This window comes from Chromobacterium sp., from assembly GCF_041912965.1.
In the GTDB taxonomy this organism is placed as follows: Bacteria; Pseudomonadota; Gammaproteobacteria; order Burkholderiales; family Chromobacteriaceae; genus Chromobacterium; species Chromobacterium aquaticum.
This window is the reverse complement of record NZ_JAYSGF010000024.1, coordinates 15,792-35,253: the sequence shown is the minus strand read 5'-3', so window position 1 is coordinate 35,253 and position 19,462 is coordinate 15,792. Positions and strand designations below refer to the sequence as shown.

The following is a 19,462-nucleotide window of genomic DNA, read 5'->3' as shown; positions in this document are numbered from 1 at the left end:
AGGATTTCCCATGTTGAGAAGCAAACAGAAGCAAGCGGCGATCGCGCTGGAGACCCGCCTGGACGACGCCGCCGTAGAAGGCCGCAGCCCGTGGCGTGACGCGCGCATCCGCTTTTTCCGCAACCGCGCGGCCGTGGTCAGCCTGATCATCCTGTCGCTGATCGTGCTGGCCTGTATTTTCGGACCGATGTTGTCGCCCCATACCTATGACGACACCGACTGGGACGCCATCAGCCTGGCGCCCACCTGGCAGGGCATGCACTGGTTCGGCACCGACGACCTGGGCCGCGACTTGCTGGTGCGCACCCTGATAGGCGGCCGCATCTCGCTGATGGTCGGCGCGCTGGCCACCATCGCCGCGGTGATCATCGGCGTGCTGTGGGGCGCCAGCGCCGGTTTCCTCGGCGGCAAGATCGACAACCTGATGATGCGCGTCGTCGACATGATGTACGCGGTGCCCTATCTGCTGATCGCCATCCTGATGGTGACCTTGCTGGGCCGCGAGTTCTACCTGGTGGTGCTGACCATCACCATCCTGGGCTGGATGGACATGGCGCGCGTGGTGCGCGGCCAGACGCTGTCGATCAAGTCCAAGGAATACGTGGAAGCGGCGCGCGCCATCGGCGTGTCCACCTCCACCATCATCGCCCGCCACATCGTGCCCAATCTGCTGGGCATCGTGGTGATCTACACTACGGTGACGGTGCCGGGCGTGATCCTGACCGAATCGGTGCTGTCCTTCCTGGGCCTGGGCGTGCAAGAGCCGATGACCAGCTGGGGCGTGTTGATCGGCGACGGCACCAAGACCATGGAAAGCCAGCCCTGGCAATTGCTGTTCCCCGCCGGCATGTTGTCGCTGACCCTGTACTGCGCCAACTATATCGGCGACGGCCTGCGCGACGCGCTGGACCCGAAAGATCGATGAGCCCGAGGTAGATCATTATGAGCATCTTGAAAGTCAATAATCTCGGGGTTCGGTTCCAGACCAACGACGGCATGGTCAATGCCGTCAACGGCGTCAGCTTCGAACTGGGCAAGGGCCAGACCCTGGGCATCGTCGGCGAGTCCGGCTCCGGCAAGAGCCAGACCGTGCTGTCCATCATGGGCCTGCTGGCCCGCAACGGCAGCGCCAGCGGCGAAGTGCTGTTCCACGGCAAAGACCTGCTGACCATGGGCGCGAGCGAGTTGAACGCCATCCGCGGCGACCGCGTGTCCATGATCTTCCAGGACCCGATGACCTCGCTGAACCCCTATCTGACGGTGGAGCGGCAGATGACCGAAGTGCTGGAACTGCACAAGGGCATCAGCCGGCGCGAAGCCAAGAAGCGCGCGATCGAATTGCTGGACGCGGTGCGCATTCCGGAGGCGGCGCGCCGCGTCGGCATGTATCCGCATGAGTTCTCCGGCGGCATGCGCCAGCGCGTGATGATCGCGATGGCGCTGCTGTGCGAACCGGAAGTGCTGATCGCCGACGAACCCACCACCGCGCTGGACGTGACGGTGCAGGCGCAGATCCTGACGCTGCTGAAAGACCTGCAGCGCGACTTCGGCACCTCCATCATCATGATCACCCACGACTTGGGCGTGGTGGCCGGTCTGTGCGAAAAAGTGATGGTGATGTACGGCGGCCGGGTGATGGAATACGGCGACGCCGACAGCATCTTCTACCACCCCAGCCACCCCTACACCATAGGCCTGCTGGGCGCGCTGCCGCGGCTGGACCATGACGGCAGCGAGCTGGTCAGCATTCCCGGCAACCCGCCCAATATGGCGCACATGCCCAAGGGCTGCCCGTTCTCGGAGCGCTGCACCCACAGCCTGGAGCGCTGCGCGCAAGAACTGCCGCCGTTGCAGGCCAGCAGCCACAACCCGCAGGTGATACGCGCCTGTCACAAGCCGGCCGCCGAGCTGGCGCAAGCAGCCCAGGAGGTGGCCCATGTCTGAACAAGCCAAACAGGCCATTCTTTCGGTGCGCGATGTTAAAGTGCACTTCCAGGTCAAGGGCGGCGACAGCTGGCCGTGGAGCCCCAAGAAAACGCTGAAGGCGGTGGACGGCGTCAGCTTCGACCTCTACGCCGGCGAAACCCTGGGCGTGGTGGGCGAATCCGGCTGCGGCAAATCCACGCTCAGCCGCGCCATCCTCAACCTGATCCCGGCCACCGCAGGCGAAATCGTGTGGATGGGCAAGGATTTGCGCAAGGGCAGCGACAAGGACTGGCTGGCGGTGCGCAAGGACATCCAGATGATCTTCCAGGACCCGCTGGCCTCGCTCAATCCGCGGATGACGGTGGCGCAGATCATCGGCGAGCCGCTGCGCGTGCACAAGCCGGAACTGGGGCCGGAAGAGGTGATGCGCCGCGTCAAGGCGATGATGGCCAAGGTGGGCCTGCGCGAGCAGATGATCAACCGCTATCCGCACGAGTTCTCCGGCGGCCAGTGTCAGCGCATCGGCATCGCCCGCGCGTTGATCCTGGAGCCCAAGCTCATCATCTGCGACGAGCCGGTATCGGCGCTGGACGTGTCCATCCAGGCGCAGATCATCAACCTGCTGAAGGAGTTGCAGCGCGAAATGGGCCTGGCGCTGATCTTCATCGCCCACGATCTGGCCGTGGTCAAGCACATCTCCGACCGCATCCTGGTGATGTATCTGGGCCGCGAAATGGAACTGGCGGAAAAGTACGCGCTGTACGACGCGCCGTCGCATCCGTATACCCGCGCGCTATTGTCGGCCATCCCCATCCCGGACCCGAAGCTGGAAAAGAACAAGGTGATCCAGATCCTGCAAGGCGACCTGCCCAGCCCGATCAATCCGCCGTCCGGCTGCGTGTTCCGTACCCGCTGCCCGCAGGCGGAAGCGCGCTGCGCGCAAGAGACCACGCGGCTGCACCATGTCAGCGAGCAGAGCCAGACCTCCTGCCTGCTGGTCTGAGCAAACGCGAGCCCGATGCAAAACCGCCCTTCATGGGCGGTTTTTTCATCTCCGGGCCCGGCCTTCGCTATAGTGGCGGAGCGGCCTAACCATACATTCGAACATGAAGAACACGCTCAAAATCGCCACCGGCCTGCTGGCCGCGCTGGCCCTGGGGTACTCGGCGCTGCTGTGGGCCGATTCCGACGCGCTGTGGAATATCGTCAGCCGGCAATGCCTGCCCAATCAGCAAGCCAGCGGCCAGCCGGCGCCCTGCGCCGAAGTGGACCTGGGCGGCGGCGAAGCCGGCGGCAGCGCGGTGTTGAAGGACCGCAACGGCTGGCTGCAATACCTGTTGATTCCCACCGCCCGCGTCAGCGGCATCGAAAGCCCGGAACTGCTGAACGAGCGCGCGCCGGACTACTGGGGCGCGGCCTGGCGCGCGCGCCGCTTTCTGGAGCAGCGCTACGGTCAGGCGATTCCGCGCGAATTGCTGTCGCTGACCGTCAACTCCCAGTACGGGCGCACCCAGAACCAGCTGCACATCCACATCTCCTGCACCGACGCCACCGTGCGTCAGCAACTGGAAGACCTGAAGGACAGCTTGGGCCCAGAGTGGCGCGAATTGCCGGTGGAGCTGCAGGGCCATGCTTACTGGGCGCGCACGCTGGCGGCGAATGCCGGCGGCGGGCCGGAAGTGGATCCGTTCAAGGCGCTGGCGGCGGGCCTGCCGGAGGCTGGCCTGGAGATGGGGCGCTATGGCCTGGCTTTGGTGGCGACGCGGCTGGCCGATGGCCGCGACGGCTTCATCCTGCTCAGCAGCCGCGCCAGCCTGATCGGCGCCAACCGCGGCTCGGTGGAAGAACTGCAAGATCACGCCTGCCCGCAGCTGCGCGCGCCGGCGGCCGTTAACTGACAGATTTCCACTGTCACGTTGCGCTGCCGCGACAAGCCAGCTTGGCCCGATGAGGGGATAGTTCTGGTAGAAACCTTGTGGCGGCAAGGGTTTGCCGGTCTCGATGCGTGAGTGGCTTGAATCAAGGTGGTGGGGCAATTATGCCAATCGCTTTTCAAGTGCGGACAAAGCAGATAGCATCCGTCTGCTTTTAAATAAAAGAGACAAACAGAATGAAAAAATTCGCTCTGACAGCCCTGGCTGCTGCCTGCTTCGCCGCTCCGGTACACGCTTTCGATCTGGGCTCCATGATCAGCGCCGGCACCGACCTGGTGAAATCCGCCACCCTCAGCGACGCCGACGTCAAGGCCATGGCCGCCGAGTCCCGCGTGGTGATGGACAAGCAGAACAAAGTGGCCCCGGCCTCCAACGCCTACTCCAAGCGCCTGACCAAGATGGTCAAGGGTCTGGACAGCGAAGACGGCACCAAGCTGAACTTCAAGGTTTACCTGACCAAGGAAGTCAACGCCTTCGCGATGGCCGACGGCACCGTGCGCGTGTACAGCGGCCTGATGGACAAGATGAACGACGACGAAGTGCGCTTCGTCATCGGCCATGAAATCGGCCACGTGAAACTGGGCCACACCAAGAAGGCGATGCAGCTGGCTTACGCCACCTCCGCCGCGCGCAAAGGCGCCGCCGGCAGCGGCAACGCCGTGGCCGCCAACCTGTCCGAGTCCGAGCTGGGCGGTTTCGCCGAAGCCGTGGTGAACGCGCAGTTCTCCCAATCGCAGGAAAGCGATGCCGACGCTTACTCCGTGGGCTTCCTGAAGCGCCACAACTACAATGTGCAAGGCGGCCCGGCCGCGCTGCGCAAGCTGGCGGAGCTGTACGGCAACGACAGCAGCCTGCTGGGCAGCCACCCGGCTCCTGGCGACCGCGCCGTGAAACTGGAAAAGCAGATCCAGAGCATGTAAGCGGCATCCGCCCGCAAATGAAAAAGCACCGTCATGGCGGTGCTTTTTTCATGGCCGCGTCAGCCGCTGTCCAAAACTTGCCGCGCGTCGCGAGCCGTCGCACGGTGAGTACGAGCTCAAAATGCTCATGTACCACGTGTACATTCCGCTTTTTCGCTCGTTTCCATCTGGTCTCGCCTTAGCTCGCGAGATCGTGAATGGTTGCTTTGAGCGTGTTAGCCATAGATTATTGGCTAAAATGGCTAAAAGAGATATTTTTTCAGATTAGGGCTATTATTGCCTTATCGTCATTATTTTCCCGGCGGGACTGCGATGATTACGGAATTGCCCAGCTTGGACGCCTTGCCGCGTCAGAATGCCTCCCAGGTCAAAAACAAATGGGGGGAGGTTGTGCGCCTAGTTCATCAACAGGGTAGCGTGGCTGTTACCAACCATTCGACCGTGGAGATGGTGTTGCTGGACGCCGCCACTTACCGGCGGCTGGAAAATGCTGTTCAGGCGCTGAAGCAGCGCGAGCAAGCGGCGTTGGACGCGCTGAATCAGCGTTTCGATGCCCGCTTGGCCCAATTGCAACAAGCGGGCACGGTACAGAACGTCGATAGTCTGTTTGGCGCCCAGGGTCAGTTAGGTTCGCGGCCCAAGGCCGGCGACGCGTTTTGAGCGCCGCCGCCGCGTGTCCCTTCATCCTGGTGCTTGCCGGCGTGAACGGCGCAGGCAAGAGCTCGGTGGGTGGCAGCTTGCTGGCCGAGCATGGCTTGTCCTGGTACAACCCGGACAGTTATGCGCGCGAACTGGTCAGACAACTGGGTTTGGACCCGGACAAGGCCAATGGGCAGGCATGGGAATACGGCCGGTCCCGCCTGGCGGCCGCCATTCGCGAGGGCGGCAACTTTGCGTTCGAGACCACGCTGGGAGGCCGGACCATGGCGGACATGCTCGCCGCAGCGGCTGGCAGCCACAATGTCATGATGCTGTTTTGCGGCCTGGACTCGCCGGAACGACACATTGCGCGGGTAGGCTTGCGTGTCGCCCATGGCGGCCACGATATCCCGGAGCACAAGATTCACGAGCGCTGGGTCAGCTCGCGCCTTAATCTGATCAGCCTGTTGCCGCGGCTGGCCCGGCTGCAAGTATTCGACAATAGTGCTGAAGCGGCGCCGGGGCAGGAGATTCCAGACCCGGTGCTGGTGTTGGAAACCGTCAATGGCCGGATGGTGTTTCCTGGGGTGGACGATCTTGCCGCCTTGGCCGCCACTCCGGTCTGGGCCAGGCCCATCGTGCAAGCGGCTATTGAATTGTCGCTGTCGTGAGGTCTCCCGGCCTGCGCAGCGTCAGCCGCGCTGGGCTTTGGGCGGCTTGGCCAAGTGCTTCAAGGCCTGCGCCACCGCCACCAGGCCGAAGCTGGCGGTCACCGTCATCGCCGCGCCGAAGCCGGCGCAGGACAGCCCCTGCGGACCGCGCGCCTCCGCGGTGTCGCAAGCCTGCTGCGCCGTGTCCGGATAAACCAGCTGTTCGGTGGAGAACACGCACGGAACGTGCAGCTTCTTGCCGGCTTCGCGGCTGAACTGGTGGTGGCGGCGCAGGTTGTAGCGCAGCTTGGACAGCAGTGGATCGTAAGTGACCTCGCCCAGGTCCGCCACCCGGATCTGCGTCGGATCGGTCTGACCGCCGGCGCCGCCGGAGACGATGAAAGGCTGGCGGCGGCGCACGCACCAGGCCGCCATCGCGGTCTTGATGCGCAGGCTGTCTATGCAGTCGATGATGAAATCGTAGCCCTGGCCCAGCATCTGCTCCAGATTGTCCTCGGTGACGAAATCCTCGATCTCCACCACCTGGCAGACGGGGTTGATCGCGCGCACGCGCTCGGCCAGCGCGCTGACCTTGGCCATGCCGTAATTGGGGTCCAGCGCCGGCAATTGGCGGTTGGTGTTGGATTCGGCCACATTGTCCAGATCGATCAGCGTCAGCTTGCCGATGGCGCTGCGCGCCAGCGCCTCCACCGCCCAGGAGCCGACGCCGCCGACGCCGACCACGCAGACGTGGGCGGCCTGGAAGCGGGCCAGCGCCTCCGGTCCGTAGAGACGGGCGATGCCGCCGAAGCGGCGTTCCAGATCAGCGTTGTGGGTGTCCATGCCTGCAATCGTCAATATTCAAATCGGCGAAGGATACTGCAAGCTCCGGCCGCTGACCAGTGCCGCCGCCGCCGGCGCGGCCTTTGTCCCTGCTCAAAAAAATCCAGCTTAAGTGACTGATTGCTGGGAACCTTTCACCGCCGGGGCTATCCTTCAATTCAGGTCGGCCATGAAGCGCTTCCTGCGCTTCCTCTGGCCGGCCGGCCTTTGTCACAGCAAGGGAGATTCCCATGAAGCAGCAAAGATTCGATATTGATCTGGACAAGCATTACAACGCCACCGTCGTGGTCGCCTGCGAGGAATGCGGCCATGAACTCCGCCAACATCTCAAGTCCCTGCACCCCGACAGCGTGCTGCGCTGCCACTGCGGCGCCCACATGGCCGTGAGCCCGCTGACCGTTCAACAGGCCGAGCGCCGCGTAAGCGAGATCAAGCAATCGTATCGAATCCACTAAGCCACTGCTGACAATCTGAGAGTGTCTCCGCCGGCCGTTTCGGGCCGGACTTGCCGGGCATAACCCGGCCTCCCGCAGCAGCAACACGGCGACCGCAAGGTCGCCGTTTGTATTGGCCGGTCTTGAGCGGTCGGTCCATCAATCCGTGGCCAGATGCGCGTCGTAGTCGCGGAAACCGTCCTCCACCGCCGGCAGGATGTCGATGAACTCGAAAAAGGGTTCGGTGACGAGCCGGCTGTCGCGCAGCGCATCGATCAGATAATAGAAGTCCTTGATCGATTCGGTCTCGAACAGCGCGATATCGCTGCAGCGGGTGGTGAAGGCCTCGGCGTCGAACCAACGCATGCGCACCGCCGGGTAGCGCGCATAGATAGGCTTCAGGGTTTCCGTTTCGAAGCGCCGGCGCTCGGGCCTGCTCAGACGCAGCCAGTTGGGATGGACGCGCAGCAGCGCGAAGAAGGCATAGCTTTGGCTCATGATTCCGCTTTCATTGAGGATGGACGACGCTTTCAATGTATCCGCCCTTGTCAGCGGGTAAAACTCGTGTTCTGCTAAGCCTTTGTCGCCGTCTTTCCGCAGTTGGCCACATGACCGCGGCGCAAGCCTCCCTCCCTTACGGACCGCCGCATGCCGATGATCCCGCAAGCCCGCAAACAGCCCGGCCAAGCTCGCTCCCGCCACGTGGTGGCGGCGATTCTGGAGGCGACGGCTCGCATTCTGGAGCGCGACGGCTATGCCGGACTGACCACCAACAGGGCGGCGGAACTGGCCGGCGTAGGCATAGGCTCGCTCTACCAGTACTTTCCCAACAAGCAGGCGCTGGTGGCGGCGCTGCACCGCCGCCACGGCGAGGAAACGCTGGCGACGGTGCGCGAGGCCTTGCGGCTGAGCGCCGGCCAGCCGTGGCCTGTCCAACTGGAACAGCTGGTGTCGGCCTGCCTGCGTCTGCATCTGGCCGCGCCGGGCCTGCACCGGGTACTGGAGCGGGAGTGGCCGCAGTTCGATTTGCCGCCGGCGGACAATCCGCTGGACCTGGAGCTGTTGGCCTGCGTGGAGGCTTGGCTGGCCGATTGCGGCTTGCCCGCCGCGCGCGCGCCGCGCCTGCTGCGTATGGCGGACAGCCTGCTGCATGGCCTGGCGCTGGACGCCGGCGCGGGGCAGGCCGAGTTGACGCGCTGCATTGCGGCGGCGCTGAGCGCTTACCTGGCCTTGCCGGCCGATGGCGACGAGATTTCCACCTTATGAAGGAGCGAACCATGCAATGGATTGATGTGCGCAGCGACACCGTGACCCAGCCGACGCCGGCGATGCGCGAGGCGATGTTCAACGCCGAGGTGGGCGACGACGTCTACGGCGACGACCCCACGGTGCGGGCGCTGGAACAACTGGCGGCGGAGAAGCTGGGCAAGCAGGCGGCGTTGTTCGTGCCCACCGGCAATTTCGGCAACCAATTGGCTATCTTCACCCACTGCCAGCGCGGCGACGAGGTGATCCTGGAAGAGGGCTGCCACATCGTCTGGCACGAAACCGGCGGCGCGGCGGTGATAGGCGGCGTGCAACTGCGCACCGTCGCCGGCGTGGACGGGGTGATGACGCCGGAGGCGATAGCACAGCGCATCCGCGTCGGCGAGGACATCCATTGGCCGCGCACCGGGCTGATCTGTCTGGAAAACGCGCATTGCAACGGCCGGGTGATCCCGCTGGCGGCGATGGCGGCCAGCGCCGAAGTGGCGCGCCGCCACCAAGTGCCGGTGCACCTGGACGGCGCGCGCATCTTCAACGCCGCCGCCCACCTGGGCTGCGCAGCGAGCGAGATCGCCCAATACGCCGATTCGGTGATGTTCTGCCTGTCCAAGGGCCTGGCCGCGCCGGTGGGCTCCATCCTGGCCGGCGACGCCGATTTCATCGCCCGCGCGCGCCGCAACCGCAAGCTGCTGGGCGGCGGCATGCGCCAGGCCGGCGTGATCGCCGCGCCCGGCATCGTGGCGCTGAACGAGATGGTGGAGCGGCTCAAGGACGACCACGCCAATGCCCGCTACCTGGCCGAGCGGCTGGCGGCGCTGCCCTGCGTCGAGGTGAAGCCGGAGGACGTGCACATCAATATGGTGTGGTTCCGCCTCACCGCCGACATCGACGTGGCCGAACTGATGGCCGCGCTGCATCAGGCCGGCATCAAGGCTAACCCGCCGGAAGGCGGGCTGATGCGCATCGTCACCCACTGGCAGGTACAGCGCGAAGACCTGGACCGGCTGGTGGATGCGCTGCAGCGAGTGCTGTCCGACTGAGCCGTGCCCCGGCGCCGTGGCTCAGCCATGGCGCCGGGCGCCTGGGTCACGCCTGCCGCTCGGGAGCGGCCGGCCGCAGCGGCAGGACGGCCAGCGCCAGCGCGGCGTTTATGGCATGGCGCTGGGCTTGCGGCGCCAGCGTTTGCTCCCGGCCATTGCCGCGCAGGATGGATAAGCCCTCGATCAAGGCGACGATGAGCACCGCGCGTTCCCTAAGCACGCTGTCGGGCGCGTCCGCCGGCGCCTCGCGACGCAGCAGCGCGCAGACCCGGTCGGTATAGCCGGCGTAGAAAGTCTTGAGCGCCGCATCGGCGGCCTCGCTGCGGCTGGAGAGCGCCCACAGCTCCCAGAGCAGCTTGCAGTCGCCGTGCCGCAGCTGTGTTTCCAGCACAAAGTCCAGCGCGCCGGCCAGGCTGGCGGGCGCGTCCAGCATCAGCTCATCCCAGTCTTCCAGGTAGCGCGCCATGACGCCTGCCATCACCGCGTCGATGTTCTTGAAGTAGTACTGGACATGGCTGATGCCCACCCCGGCTTCCGCCGCGATGGCGCGCATGCGGAAGCCCTGTCCGCCGTCGCGGGTCAGCACCCGCATCGCCGCGCGCAGAATCGCCTCCCGTCTTTCCTCTCCCTTGGCCGACATCCTTCCTCCTTCGTGATCGTCCGACATTGCTGATGCGCCAGTTTAATTGTTCAAACGACCAAGTTCATGTTTTAATATTGGTCAATTGACCAAAACTGGAGTGAGGCATGACTTCTTCAAGCGTTGTTCTCGTTGGCGGCAGCGGCGTGGTGGGCGCGCAAGTGGCGGCCTTGCTGGCGCGGCGCAGGCCGGATCTCAAGCTCGTCATCGCCGGCCGTCGTCTCGACGCGGCCCAAGCGGTGGCGCAGCGATATGGAGCCGAGGCGATGGCGATGGAGGTGGACGCGCCGGCGTTGCCGGAATCTCTCCAGGGCGCGCTCATCGTGGGCTTGGTCAACGATGGGCATGACCGGCTATTGCGGCTGGCGCTGGCCCAGGGCCACGCCTACCTTGACGTCACCCGCTGGACGGAACGGCAGAAACAGGCGCTGCTGACCGTGGCCGCGCATGGGCATCCTCGCGCGCCGGTGGTGCTGTCATCGGCCTGGATGGCCGGCGTGGCCAGCCTTGTGGCGCGAGACGCGGCGAGGGCCGTCGCCGAGGTCGAGCGCGTCGGCATCGACATTTTGTTCGCGATGGCGGATCAGGCGGGGCCGAATTCCACCGCCTACATGGACCGCCTGTCCGAGCCGTTCCACACCATGGCAGGGGGCGAATGGGTCAAGCGCGGCGGTTTTCTCGATGGCCGCGTCGCGGACTTCGGCGCTGGCGGACGCCACCGGGTTTACCGTTTCGATACCCCGGATCAAGCGAATCTGCCGGCCATCGTCGGCGCCGCGCAGGTGGATGCGCGCATAGGCTTCGACGACGGCAAAGCCACCGCCTTGCTGCATCTGCTGGTGCGCAGCGGCATATGGCGGTTGCTGTCGCGGCCGATGTTCAACAGCGCGCGGCAGGCGCTGCTCTACAATCCGGGGCCGGGCGCGGCTCACCGCATCCGCATTGCCGTCGCGGGCAGGGACGCCGCCGGCCGGCCGAGCGGAACAACCGTGCAGCTGGCGGACCCGCTGGGGCAAGCGCATCTGACCGCCTTGGGCGCCGTTTTGCAGATCGAGCATCTATTGGGCGCGGACGCGCCGCCCGCCGGCGTCTATCTGGGCGAGGCGCTGCTGGACCCCGAGCACGCCTGCCGCCAGCTGCGGGCGGAAGGGGTGGAGATCACCGCGGTCTGAACTTCGGGTGCCGGGGCGTGGCGCATTTGGCGTTGGCGGCGCGGGGTGCTAACCTCGCGGCCATTGATTCGCAACCGTGATGACGCCGATGTCCGACTATAACGCCCCCGATTCCCACGCCTGGCTGGAAAGCCTGGACGATCCCGCCGCCGCCGCATGGGTGGCCGGGCAGAACGCGCGCGCGCAGGCGCTGCTGGACGCCGATCCGCGTTTCGCCGGCCTGCGCGACGAAATCCTCGCCCATCTGCGCGATACCCGCCAGATTCCGTTCTGCGCCGAGCACGACGGCTGGCTGTACAACTTCCACCAGGACGCAGCTCATCCGCGCGGCATTTACCGCCGCAGCACGCTGGCGGCCTACCGCGCCGCCGAGCAGGACTGGCAGACGGTGCTGGACATCGACGCGCTGGCCGACGAGGCCGGCGAGGACTGGTATCTGGACGGGGTATCCCACTGCACGCTGGCGCCGCTGCAAGCGATGGTGCACCTGACCGCCGGCGGCGGCGACGCCGGCATCGCCCGCGAATACGATCTGGCCGCCGGCGCGTGGCGGCCGGACGGCTTCAGCTTTCCCGAAGGCAAGAGCCATGTGGCCTGGCGCGATCCGGACAGCGCCTGGGCCTGCCCCGGCTGGCCGGGCGCGCCGCTGACCCGCGCCGGCTACCCGCGCGAAGTGTGGCTGGTGGAGCGCGGCGAGGAAGGGCGGCATGCGTGGAGCCAGGTGTTCGCCGCCAGCGAAGACGCGATGATGGTCGCCGCCTGGCGCTTCCTCGACGCCGACGGCGCGACGCTGGACCTGATCGAGTGCTCGGACAGCTTCTACAGCAAGACCTACCATCTGATCGACGAAGCGCTGGAAACCCACGCGCTGCCGTTGCCGCCCAAGGCGGAGCTGGAGGCCTATCTGCACGGCGATCTGATCGTCAAGCTGGCCGAGGACTGGGACGCCGCCGGGGCCCGCTATCCGGCCGGCGCCTTGCTGGCGGTGGCGCTGGAGCCGCTGCGCCAGGGACGGATAGACGCGCAACTGCTGGTGGCGCCGCAGCCGCGGCTGGCGGTGGAGTCGGTGGAGACCACCCGCGCCAGCGTGGTGGTCAATCTGTTGGACCAAGTCAAGAGCCGGCTGCTGGCCTTCGACAAGGTCGACGGCGTCTGGCGCGAGCGCGCGCTGCCCACGCCCAGTGGCGGGGTGATCGAGTTCGCCGATCAACCCTGGGACAGCGACATCCTGTGCTACAGCTTCAGCGATTTCCTGACCCCGACCGGCCTGTACCGGCTGGACGTGGCCAGCGGCCAACAGGAATGCCTGCGCCGTCAGCCGGAGGCTTTCGATCCGGCCGACTTCGTCGCCGAGCAATGGCAGGCGCGCGCGCCGGACGGCGAAAGCATTCCCTATTTCGTGGTGCGCCGCCGCGACGCGCCGCTGGACGGCGCCACGCCCACCTTGCTGTACGGCTACGGCGGCTTCGAAGTGCCGATGATGCCTTACTACGTGGAGAACTTCGGCCCGCACTGGCTGCAACGCGGCGGCGCCTTCGCGCTGGCCTGCATCCGCGGCGGCGGCGAGTTCGGCCCCGGCTGGCACCAGGCGGCGCAGGGGGTGAACCGCCAGGTGGGCTTCGACGACTTCATCGCGGTGGCGGAAGACATGGTGGCGCGCGGCCTGACCGCGCCGGCCAAGCTGGGCATAGAGGGCGGCAGCAACGGCGGCCTGCTGGTGGGCGCCTGCATGACGCAGCGGCCGGAATTGTTCGGCGCGGTGGTGTGCGAAGTGCCGCTGCTGGACATGCTGCGCTACACCGAGCTGCTGGCCGGCGCCAGCTGGATAGACGAATACGGCGATCCGGAGGATCCGGCGCAGCGGCCGGCGCTGGAGGCGTATTCGCCCTACCACCGGCTGCGCGGCGATCTGGCCTATCCGCTGGCCCTGTTCACCACCAGCGCCAAGGACGACCGGGTGCACCCGGCGCATGCGCGCAAGATGGTGGCGCGCATGCAGGAGCTGGGCCACGACGCGCTGCTATTGGAAACCGAGGCCGGTGGCCATAGCGGCAACGCCGGCCAGGAACAGACCGCGCAGGAACTGGCGCGGGTGCTGGTCTATCTGTATCAGCGGCTGATGGATTGAGCGGAGGCGGGCGCTGCCGCCGCCGCCAGCGCCGGCAGCTCCTCCAGGAAGGCCGCGCGCGAGCGCACGCCGGCGGTGCCCGGTTCTTTCTTGTCGTCCTGGATCAGGCGCACGAAGACCAGCGAGCGTTCGCCCTTATTGGCCCAGCCCACGTACCAGCCGTAGGGATGTTCCTCGTCGAACTCGCCGTCCGCCTTGCGCGGATAGGCCATGCCGGTCTTGCCGTGCGCCTGCCAGCCGTCCGCCGCCGCGCTGGCCTCGGCGATCTTCATCGTCAGTTCCTGCGCGCGCTTGGATACCGGCAGCTCAAGATTGACCAGCTTGCGCAGGAAGGCCAGCTGTTCCAGCGGCGACACCTGCAGCGAGGAGGCGATCCAGGCGCGCTCCAGCCCATTGTGCTTGCCCGGGTCGCCGCTGAAATCGGCGTTGCCGTAGCCGAAGGCGTCGGCGTAACGGCTTAGCCGCGCCTCGCCCAAGGCCTGGGCGATCCGCTGCGAATACCACACCACCGAATATTTCAGCCAGCGCACCGGATCGGTGGGCTGTTTCCAGTTGTCGCCGCCCCAGTCCACATCGCCGTTCCGATACGGCAGCGCCGGCTGGTGCTCGCTCAGGAGGAAGCCGGAGTCGAAGCCCATCACGCTGAGCGGCAGCTTGAAGGTGGAGGCCGGGGTGTAGCGCTGTTCGCAACTGCCCTGTTGCAGCAGGATGTCGCCGCTCTTGGCGTCGGCCAGCAGCGTGCACAAGGTGGCGGCGTGGGAGGGGAGGCTGAACAGGCCGGCGCTGAGCAGGCAGGCGGAGGCAAGGCGTAGAGTGGTCATGGCGGTTTCATCTATTGGTTTGGGTGCGGCTTGGCCGCGGCCAGCTGTCTGATCGAAAAACGCCGCCAGAAGTTCCATGCCCGGTCCGGACTAGCGCGCTTGCTGCCGTTTCAGCCAATCGACGGGCGGCGAGCCCAGCCTTTGCGCGAACACCCGGCTCAGCGCGGCCGGGCTGGCATAACCCACCTGGGCGGCGATGCGCTTGAGCGGCTGGCCCTGTAGCAGCATGTGACGGACCACGGCCAAGCGCCAGTCGGTCAGGTAGTCCAGCGGCGGCAGGCCGACTTGTTGCCGGAAGCGGGCGGCGAAGCGCGCGCGCGACATGCCGGCCTGTTCCGCCAGCAGTTCCACGGTCCAGCCGCGCTCGGGGCTGGCATGGATGGCGTTGACGGCGCGTACCAGCTTGGGGTCGGACATGGCGGCGAAGATGCCGCTGTGGATCTGGCCGGCGTCTATCACCACGCGTATCGCCTGGATCAGGAAATATTCCATCAAACGGTCCAGCGCCGCCTGGCGGGCGAAGCGCTCGGAGAAGGCCTCGTCGAACAAGAGCTGCAGCGTGGACAGCAAGCCCGGCGCGTCGTCCAGGTACAGCACCAGGCATTCCGGCAGCGCCAGCGCCAGCGGCCCGCCGGTCTGGAAGCCCAGGTCCAGCTTGGCGCAGACCAGGTCGGCGCCGCGTTCGCCCTCCGGGAGCAGGGTGTGGGCGCTGGGGCGCGGAAACAGCAAGGCGCAGGGGCGGTCGGTGTCCAGCACCAGAACGTCGCGCAGGGTGCAGCGCAGGCGGCCGCCCTTGAGCAAGTGCAGATGACCGGCCATTGCGCCAGGGTCGAAGTCGGCCAGATGGCATAGATTGCCATGATGGAACACGCGCGCGGAGAAGGCGCTTTGCTGCAGCAAGGGCGTCAACAAGTCCATTTCGATACGATCTGCAAAGTTTTCGAGACGATAGACCGCTGATTGTATTGCAAGATGGCTCCTGTGCAGTCCCCATTGTCGTTCAACCCGAGAGTCAGGAGCCCATCATGCCCCGCATCCCCACCGTAGACCGCCATCAAGCCAGCCCGGAACTGGGCGCCACTCTGGACGCCGTCAAGGCCAAGCTGGGCAAGGTGCCCAATCTGTTCGCCACCTTCGCCCAGTCACCGGCGGTGCTGAACGCCTATCTGGGCTTCTCCGAAGCCCTGGCCAAGGGCAAGCTCAGCGCGCGCCAGCGCGAGGTGATCGCCTTGGCCGCCGCCCAGGCCAATGCCTGCCAGTACTGCCTGTCCGCCCACAGCCTGATGAGCAAGGGCGCTGGCCTGAGCGAGGCCGACATCCAGGCGGCGCGCGCCGGAGAGGCCGCCGACGCGCAAACCGGCGCGATCGCCCGGCTGACCGCGCAAATCGTCAGCCAGCGCGGCGTGTTGTCCGATCAGGATCTGGCCGCGGCGCGCGCCGCCGGCGTCGACGACGGTCTGCTGGTGGAGGTGATCGCCGCGGTGGCGCTGAACACGCTGACCAATTACGCTAACCTGATCGCCGGCACCGAGATTGATTTCCCGGTGGTGGACTTGTAGACGACGGTTGCCGTTGATTGAGCGCGGCCGAGGCTTGGCCGGCGTACTTGGGTATGCCGGCGGCCTCGGCCGTTTTCGTGCTGACCTTGTCCCGCTCAGCAGTGCAGCCGGGCGTGACGCTGGCGCAGCGCCTGCGGCGCGAAGGTCGGCGCCGCGGCTTCCGGCGCGCGGCAGCATTGTTCGGCGCAGTCGCTGAGGCGTTCCAACTGCCGCTGCAGCGCGGCGGCGTCGCAATGCGCCAGCGGCTGGCGGTTCCACAGCACCCAGTCCTGGCTGTGCGCGGATTGGCCTATCACCGGCTTGAGCGGGTCGTCGCTGAACAGGTTCTGCCGCAGCGGCGGCGCGTCCGCTTGCGCCTGCTGCGGCGACAGGCAGCAGAACATCAGCAGTTGATGCGCCGGCTGTTCGCTCAGATGCAGCGCGTGTTCGCCCACTTGCAGGGTGAACAGCGCGTTGTCGATCTGTTCCGGCGGCTGCAGCGACAGGGATTGGCAAAGTTCGGCGACGGCGTGTTGGAAAGGCGTGGGCATGGTTTTTCTTTTTTGGATGAGGGAAGGGAAGCCGGCCGCGCGCGGCGGCCGGCGGCATGGCGCTTATTCCGAGCGCTGTGGGCGCTTGGTCAGCAGTTGCTGCATTACCGTGGCGTACTGAGCACGCCACGGTTCCACCGTGACGGGTTTATCCGCTGGCGAGGAAGGCTGCTCGGCTGACGAGTCCGCAGGGACTGCGGGCTCATCCAGCCAGCCTTGCAGCAGCGCTCCGCCAATCGTGGGCATGGTTTTGGCCAGTTGGAGATCGGTCATCTGCCACAGCGGCGCGGAAATCTCGATGGAGGTTTTACTGAACGCGCTGCCGGTGCCGGCATCGGCATGGCGATGGCTCAAGGCCAGGGTGCGCATCGCCTCGCTTCCGCACTGCTTGAGCGGCCCTTCCGGCAATTGCGACAACATCTCGCGGTGTAGGCGGGTGACGTCTGCGCCGCTGGCGTGCAGCGCGTGCAGGTCTTGATCGCTGGGCAGCGGCAATTGCTTCAGGGTGTCCTTGATCAGCGCGGCAATCTCGATGTGGCTGAGCGAGTCCGGCGCCATCTCTCCATGCGCCATCTGTTGTTTCACGTTCTGCAATTTTTCGTGCGATGCCGGCACGCGGAAGGCACCGTCCATATTGTGCTTATCCGCCAGGCTGGCCTGGAACGTATCGCACAGGCGGCAGAAATTGGCGGCGAACGACGCGGTGAGATGGGACACGGGCGCTTGCTGAGCGCTGGCCTCGGTTGGCTTGGCCTGGCCGGCCAGCGTGCGCACCCAGTCCGGAATCGCGCCGAAGAAGCGGGTGACCCGGCCGCACAGCGGCTGGAAGAAACGGCGCACATCGGACAGGCACTCGCTCAAGACCGCGTGGGCCTTGCCGCGGCTTTCGGCGCTGTCGTCGACGCGCACCGGCTTGCCGTTGAGGCTGCCGACTTGGGCGGCGGGGGCCTCGGGGGCCGGGGCGGGGGCTTGGCCGGCATTGGGCCGGATGGAGGTAAAGCCGAGAAATACCATGGTGGCGCTCCAGTGGCGTTGAAATGGGCGCCATTACAGCGCGCCGTTGTAACAGCGGCTTTCAGGAAGTGCTCAGAACCTGTTTACGATCTGCTACGCGTTGGCGATACGGCGTTGAAACCGAGCTCAAAATGCTCATGTACCAGGTGTACATTCCGCTTTTTCGCCCGTTTTCGCCTTGTCTCGCCTTAGCTCGCGAGATCGTAAACACGTTCTAAGAACCTGTTTACGATCTGCTGCGCGTCGGCGGGATGGATAGAAATGGGCGTTGAAACCAAGCTCAGTGCTCATGTACCACTCGTACATTCCGCTTTGTCGCTCGTTTTCGCCTGGTCTCGCTCTTGCTCGCGAGACTTTAGAACAGGCGCTCAGCCCGGTTCTTGGTCCGGCGCTTCCGTCGGCGGTTCGCCTATCAGGTAACGCGGCCCATCGCCCAGGCTGGCCGCGCGGTCGCCGGGGTTGTACAGCGCGCACTGGCTCAGCGACAGGCAGCCGCAGCCTATGCAGTTGCCCAGCCGGTCGCGCAGCCGGGTCAACTCGTCTATGCGCTGCTGCAGGCGCGGCAGCCAGTCGGCGGACAAGGCCTCCCAATCGCGCGGCGTCGGCGTGCGCTGGCTGGGCAGCGCGGCCAGCGAGGCGCGGATGTCGTCCAGGCTGATGCCGACGATCTGGGCGGCGCGGATAAAGGCGACGCGGCGCAGCGCGTCGCGCGGGTAGCGGCGCTGGCCGCCGGCGGAACGGACGCTGTGCAGCAGGCCCTGGGTTTCGTAGTAGCGCAGCGCGCTGGCGGCGACGCCGGCACGGCGCGCCAACTCGCCTATGCTGAGCCAGGGGTTGGGCTTGGATGAGGGGGAGGCTGGCATGTCCGGACTCGCTTGACTTAAAGTTGACTTTAACTTTTATCGTGACGGCAGGTTTTTTTCAAGGAGGACGCCATGAACGCGCCAAGCCGTCACACCGAACTGCATGCCTTGCTGGACGCCAACCACGAGTTTTCGCTGATGCACAGCGACACCACCAACCATTGCCCGATGGCGCTGACCGCGCTGGCGGAAATGGGCGCGGAGCCGCATCAACTGCGCACCTTCTTCGATTTCTGGGAAAGCGAGCGCGCCGAGCCGGCCGAGCCGGTGGAATACGATATCGGCTGGCGGCGCTGGGACGCCGCCGTGGGCCGGCTGGACGCCTTCCCGGCCTTGCTGCGGGTGATGGAACAGCGGGTGGCGGCGCGCGGCGTGGACGAAACCGTGCGCGAGGTGCTGGGCAGCCTGCCGTTCTCGCCGGGCGGCGGCGCCTTCCACCCGTTGATCCGGCTGGCCTTCGCGCTGCGCGCCGGCCACGCCGGCGAGGCGGCGGCGGGCCTGGCCTATTATCTGTGCGCCTATCTGCGCCTGCCCACCGGCCTGGACGCGCAAGCGCCGGCCGCCTCGGCCGAGGCCGGGCTGGAACAGCTGTCGCGGGCGCTGGCCGGCTGGAACAGCCCGGATTACTGGATACACGATCGCTTCGACGCGGTGCTGGCCGATCCGCGCTTCGCCGCGGCGCTGCCCGGCGCGCCGCAAACGCCGGACTGGCTGGATGAATTGGCGCGGGCCGCGCTGCGGGTGTATTGGCAGACCGACAACTTCACCGCGCTGCACATGGTGACCGCGACGCTGGCGCTGCGCGACGTGCTCGAGCACCTGCCCGGCCTGGCGGCGGAGGATTGGCATCCAGCCTTGTGGCGGACCTTCTGCGTCGCCTATGTGTCCATCGGCGCGCCGGCGCTGGAAGCGGCGGAACTGCCGGACGCGCAACCGGCCTGGCCCTTATTGCTGCAGCGGGTGCTGAAGCTGCGCAACGAGCATGTGATCAAGCTGGTGTATGCCTGCCACCGCGAGTTCCAGCGCAGCGGCGATGTCTTCTACCATGCGGCGGCGGCGCGGGCCTTGTGGGACGCGGTGTGA

The 19,462-nt window shown here is 66.2% G+C and carries 22 protein-coding genes; 14 read left to right on the top strand and 8 right to left on the bottom strand.

The window, feature by feature from the left end; genetic code table 11:
* The first annotated feature begins 10 nt into the window (after positions 1-10).
* The 7 genes from ACE3QM_RS13920 (at position 11) to ACE3QM_RS13890 (ending at position 6,090) form a co-directional block, all read left to right on the top strand.
* The gene (locus ACE3QM_RS13920; RefSeq protein ID WP_048410068.1) at positions 11-925 is read left to right on the top strand and encodes an ABC transporter permease subunit; all 915 of its coding nucleotides are present in this window, start codon (positions 11-13) and stop codon (positions 923-925) included.
* A 17-nt stretch (positions 926-942) separates the two neighbouring features.
* On the top strand, positions 943-1,944 hold the full coding sequence (locus ACE3QM_RS13915) for an ABC transporter ATP-binding protein (RefSeq protein WP_048410069.1): 1,002 nt from the start codon (positions 943-945) through the stop codon (positions 1,942-1,944).
* Positions 1,937-2,929, top strand: a complete 993-nt coding sequence (gene oppF, locus ACE3QM_RS13910; protein WP_231462202.1) for a murein tripeptide/oligopeptide ABC transporter ATP binding protein OppF — start codon at positions 1,937-1,939, stop codon at positions 2,927-2,929. Before ACE3QM_RS13915 ends, oppF begins: the two co-directional genes overlap by 8 nt.
* Before the next feature lie 103 nt (positions 2,930-3,032).
* Entirely contained in the window at positions 3,033-3,824 is a 792-nt protein-coding gene (locus ACE3QM_RS13905; RefSeq protein WP_231462204.1) for a CDP-diacylglycerol diphosphatase, read from the top strand.
* A gap of 212 nt (positions 3,825-4,036) precedes the next feature.
* Complete coding sequence (locus tag ACE3QM_RS13900) at positions 4,037-4,780, top strand: M48 family metallopeptidase (RefSeq protein ID WP_082151036.1); 744 nt, start codon at positions 4,037-4,039, stop codon at positions 4,778-4,780.
* 312 nt (positions 4,781-5,092) lie between these two features.
* Positions 5,093-5,440 carry a type II toxin-antitoxin system prevent-host-death family antitoxin gene (locus tag ACE3QM_RS13895; protein ID WP_374422725.1) on the top strand — a complete coding sequence of 116 codons (348 nt, stop codon included), beginning with the start codon at positions 5,093-5,095 and terminating at the stop codon, positions 5,438-5,440.
* Positions 5,437-6,090 (top strand): hypothetical protein, encoded by a 654-nt coding sequence (locus ACE3QM_RS13890; protein WP_374422666.1) that lies wholly within the window; start codon positions 5,437-5,439, stop codon positions 6,088-6,090. The genes ACE3QM_RS13895 and ACE3QM_RS13890 overlap by 4 nt, the downstream gene beginning before the upstream one ends.
* A 21-nt stretch (positions 6,091-6,111) precedes the next feature.
* Here the strand turns inward: ACE3QM_RS13890 and tcdA are convergent, their stop codons facing one another.
* Entirely contained in the window at positions 6,112-6,912 is an 801-nt protein-coding gene (tcdA, locus tag ACE3QM_RS13885) for a tRNA cyclic N6-threonylcarbamoyladenosine(37) synthase TcdA (RefSeq protein WP_231462207.1), read from the bottom strand.
* A 230-nt stretch (positions 6,913-7,142) separates the two neighbouring features.
* Here tcdA and ACE3QM_RS13880 point away from each other — a divergent pair, with 230 nt between their 5' ends.
* Positions 7,143-7,367: a hypothetical protein gene (locus ACE3QM_RS13880; RefSeq protein WP_048410074.1), complete on the top strand. Its 225-nt coding sequence runs from the start codon at positions 7,143-7,145 to the stop codon at positions 7,365-7,367.
* A gap of 138 nt (positions 7,368-7,505) precedes the next feature.
* Here the strand turns inward: ACE3QM_RS13880 and ACE3QM_RS13875 are convergent, their stop codons facing one another.
* Positions 7,506-7,844, bottom strand: coding sequence for a darcynin family protein (locus ACE3QM_RS13875; protein WP_374422663.1), 339 nt, complete (start codon positions 7,842-7,844; stop codon positions 7,506-7,508).
* A 150-nt stretch (positions 7,845-7,994) separates the two neighbouring features.
* On the opposite strand from ACE3QM_RS13875, the gene ACE3QM_RS13870 reads away from it, so the two are divergent.
* Positions 7,995-8,612: a TetR/AcrR family transcriptional regulator gene (locus ACE3QM_RS13870; protein ID WP_374422661.1), complete on the top strand. Its 618-nt coding sequence runs from the start codon at positions 7,995-7,997 to the stop codon at positions 8,610-8,612.
* Positions 8,613-8,623: 11 nt separating this feature from the next.
* Positions 8,624-9,652: a low-specificity L-threonine aldolase gene (gene ltaE, locus ACE3QM_RS13865; RefSeq protein WP_374422659.1), complete on the top strand. Its 1,029-nt coding sequence runs from the start codon at positions 8,624-8,626 to the stop codon at positions 9,650-9,652.
* Positions 9,653-9,698: 46 nt separating this feature from the next.
* Here the strand turns inward: ltaE and ACE3QM_RS13860 are convergent, their stop codons facing one another.
* Positions 9,699-10,292: a TetR/AcrR family transcriptional regulator gene (locus ACE3QM_RS13860; RefSeq protein ID WP_374422657.1), complete on the bottom strand. Its 594-nt coding sequence runs from the start codon at positions 10,290-10,292 to the stop codon at positions 9,699-9,701.
* Positions 10,293-10,399: 107 nt separating this feature from the next.
* Between ACE3QM_RS13860 and ACE3QM_RS13855 the strand changes: the two genes are divergently transcribed.
* Both ACE3QM_RS13855 and ACE3QM_RS13850 read left to right on the top strand, forming a co-directional pair.
* Positions 10,400-11,464, top strand: coding sequence for a saccharopine dehydrogenase NADP-binding domain-containing protein (locus ACE3QM_RS13855; RefSeq protein ID WP_374422655.1), 1,065 nt, complete (start codon positions 10,400-10,402; stop codon positions 11,462-11,464).
* A 79-nt stretch (positions 11,465-11,543) separates the two neighbouring features.
* Positions 11,544-13,592 carry a prolyl oligopeptidase family protein gene (locus tag ACE3QM_RS13850; RefSeq protein WP_374422652.1) on the top strand — a complete coding sequence of 683 codons (2,049 nt, stop codon included), beginning with the start codon at positions 11,544-11,546 and terminating at the stop codon, positions 13,590-13,592.
* Here ACE3QM_RS13850 and blaOXA read toward each other — a convergent pair.
* The gene (gene blaOXA / locus ACE3QM_RS13845) at positions 13,574-14,413 is read right to left on the bottom strand and encodes a class D beta-lactamase (protein WP_048410079.1); all 840 of its coding nucleotides are present in this window, start codon (positions 14,411-14,413) and stop codon (positions 13,574-13,576) included. The genes ACE3QM_RS13850 and blaOXA overlap by 19 nt on opposite strands.
* 90 nt (positions 14,414-14,503) lie before the next feature.
* Positions 14,504-15,331 (bottom strand): helix-turn-helix domain-containing protein, encoded by an 828-nt coding sequence (locus ACE3QM_RS13840; RefSeq protein ID WP_374422650.1) that lies wholly within the window; start codon positions 15,329-15,331, stop codon positions 14,504-14,506.
* A 107-nt stretch (positions 15,332-15,438) separates the two neighbouring features.
* Here ACE3QM_RS13840 and ACE3QM_RS13835 point away from each other — a divergent pair, with 107 nt between their 5' ends.
* Complete coding sequence (locus ACE3QM_RS13835) at positions 15,439-15,972, top strand: carboxymuconolactone decarboxylase family protein (protein ID WP_048410081.1); 534 nt, start codon at positions 15,439-15,441, stop codon at positions 15,970-15,972.
* Between the two features lie 95 nt (positions 15,973-16,067).
* Here the strand turns inward: ACE3QM_RS13835 and ACE3QM_RS13830 are convergent, their stop codons facing one another.
* The 3 genes from ACE3QM_RS13830 to soxR form a co-directional block, all read right to left on the bottom strand.
* Entirely contained in the window at positions 16,068-16,502 is a 435-nt protein-coding gene (locus ACE3QM_RS13830; protein ID WP_374422647.1) for a CesT family type III secretion system chaperone, read from the bottom strand.
* 63 nt (positions 16,503-16,565) lie between these two features.
* Positions 16,566-17,516 (bottom strand): hypothetical protein, encoded by a 951-nt coding sequence (locus ACE3QM_RS13825; RefSeq protein WP_374422645.1) that lies wholly within the window; start codon positions 17,514-17,516, stop codon positions 16,566-16,568.
* Between the two features lie 368 nt (positions 17,517-17,884).
* Positions 17,885-18,379, bottom strand: a complete 495-nt coding sequence (gene soxR / locus ACE3QM_RS13820) for a redox-sensitive transcriptional activator SoxR (RefSeq protein ID WP_374422643.1) — start codon at positions 18,377-18,379, stop codon at positions 17,885-17,887.
* 72 nt (positions 18,380-18,451) lie between these two features.
* On the opposite strand from soxR, the gene ACE3QM_RS13815 reads away from it, so the two are divergent.
* Complete coding sequence (locus ACE3QM_RS13815) at positions 18,452-19,462, top strand: questin oxidase family protein (protein ID WP_374422641.1); 1,011 nt, start codon at positions 18,452-18,454, stop codon at positions 19,460-19,462.

Excerpts from the sequence above, each read along its gene's own strand:
- ACE3QM_RS13920 (WP_048410068.1), top strand. The coding sequence starts at position 11 with ATGTTGAGAAGCAAACAGAAGCAAGCGGCGATCGCGCTGGAGACCCGC.
- ACE3QM_RS13915 (WP_048410069.1), top strand. The coding sequence starts at position 943 with ATGAGCATCTTGAAAGTCAATAATCTCGGGGTTCGGTTCCAGACCAAC.
- oppF (WP_231462202.1), top strand. The coding sequence starts at position 1,937 with ATGTCTGAACAAGCCAAACAGGCCATTCTTTCGGTGCGCGATGTTAAA.
- ACE3QM_RS13905 (WP_231462204.1), top strand. The coding sequence starts at position 3,033 with ATGAAGAACACGCTCAAAATCGCCACCGGCCTGCTGGCCGCGCTGGCC.
- ACE3QM_RS13900 (WP_082151036.1), top strand. The coding sequence starts at position 4,037 with ATGAAAAAATTCGCTCTGACAGCCCTGGCTGCTGCCTGCTTCGCCGCT.
- ACE3QM_RS13895 (WP_374422725.1), top strand. The coding sequence starts at position 5,093 with ATGATTACGGAATTGCCCAGCTTGGACGCCTTGCCGCGTCAGAATGCC.
- tcdA (WP_231462207.1), bottom strand. The coding sequence starts at position 6,912 with ATGGACACCCACAACGCTGATCTGGAACGCCGCTTCGGCGGCATCGCC.
- ACE3QM_RS13880 (WP_048410074.1), top strand. The coding sequence starts at position 7,143 with ATGAAGCAGCAAAGATTCGATATTGATCTGGACAAGCATTACAACGCC.
- ACE3QM_RS13875 (WP_374422663.1), bottom strand. The coding sequence starts at position 7,844 with ATGAGCCAAAGCTATGCCTTCTTCGCGCTGCTGCGCGTCCATCCCAAC.
- ACE3QM_RS13870 (WP_374422661.1), top strand. The coding sequence starts at position 7,995 with ATGCCGATGATCCCGCAAGCCCGCAAACAGCCCGGCCAAGCTCGCTCC.
- ltaE (WP_374422659.1), top strand. The coding sequence starts at position 8,624 with ATGCAATGGATTGATGTGCGCAGCGACACCGTGACCCAGCCGACGCCG.
- ACE3QM_RS13860 (WP_374422657.1), bottom strand. The coding sequence starts at position 10,292 with ATGTCGGCCAAGGGAGAGGAAAGACGGGAGGCGATTCTGCGCGCGGCG.
- ACE3QM_RS13855 (WP_374422655.1), top strand. The coding sequence starts at position 10,400 with ATGACTTCTTCAAGCGTTGTTCTCGTTGGCGGCAGCGGCGTGGTGGGC.
- ACE3QM_RS13850 (WP_374422652.1), top strand. The coding sequence starts at position 11,544 with ATGACGCCGATGTCCGACTATAACGCCCCCGATTCCCACGCCTGGCTG.
- blaOXA (WP_048410079.1), bottom strand. The coding sequence starts at position 14,413 with ATGACCACTCTACGCCTTGCCTCCGCCTGCCTGCTCAGCGCCGGCCTG.
- ACE3QM_RS13840 (WP_374422650.1), bottom strand. The coding sequence starts at position 15,331 with ATGGACTTGTTGACGCCCTTGCTGCAGCAAAGCGCCTTCTCCGCGCGC.
- ACE3QM_RS13835 (WP_048410081.1), top strand. The coding sequence starts at position 15,439 with ATGCCCCGCATCCCCACCGTAGACCGCCATCAAGCCAGCCCGGAACTG.
- ACE3QM_RS13830 (WP_374422647.1), bottom strand. The coding sequence starts at position 16,502 with ATGCCCACGCCTTTCCAACACGCCGTCGCCGAACTTTGCCAATCCCTG.
- ACE3QM_RS13825 (WP_374422645.1), bottom strand. The coding sequence starts at position 17,516 with ATGGTATTTCTCGGCTTTACCTCCATCCGGCCCAATGCCGGCCAAGCC.
- soxR (WP_374422643.1), bottom strand. The coding sequence starts at position 18,379 with ATGCCAGCCTCCCCCTCATCCAAGCCCAACCCCTGGCTCAGCATAGGC.
- ACE3QM_RS13815 (WP_374422641.1), top strand. The coding sequence starts at position 18,452 with ATGAACGCGCCAAGCCGTCACACCGAACTGCATGCCTTGCTGGACGCC.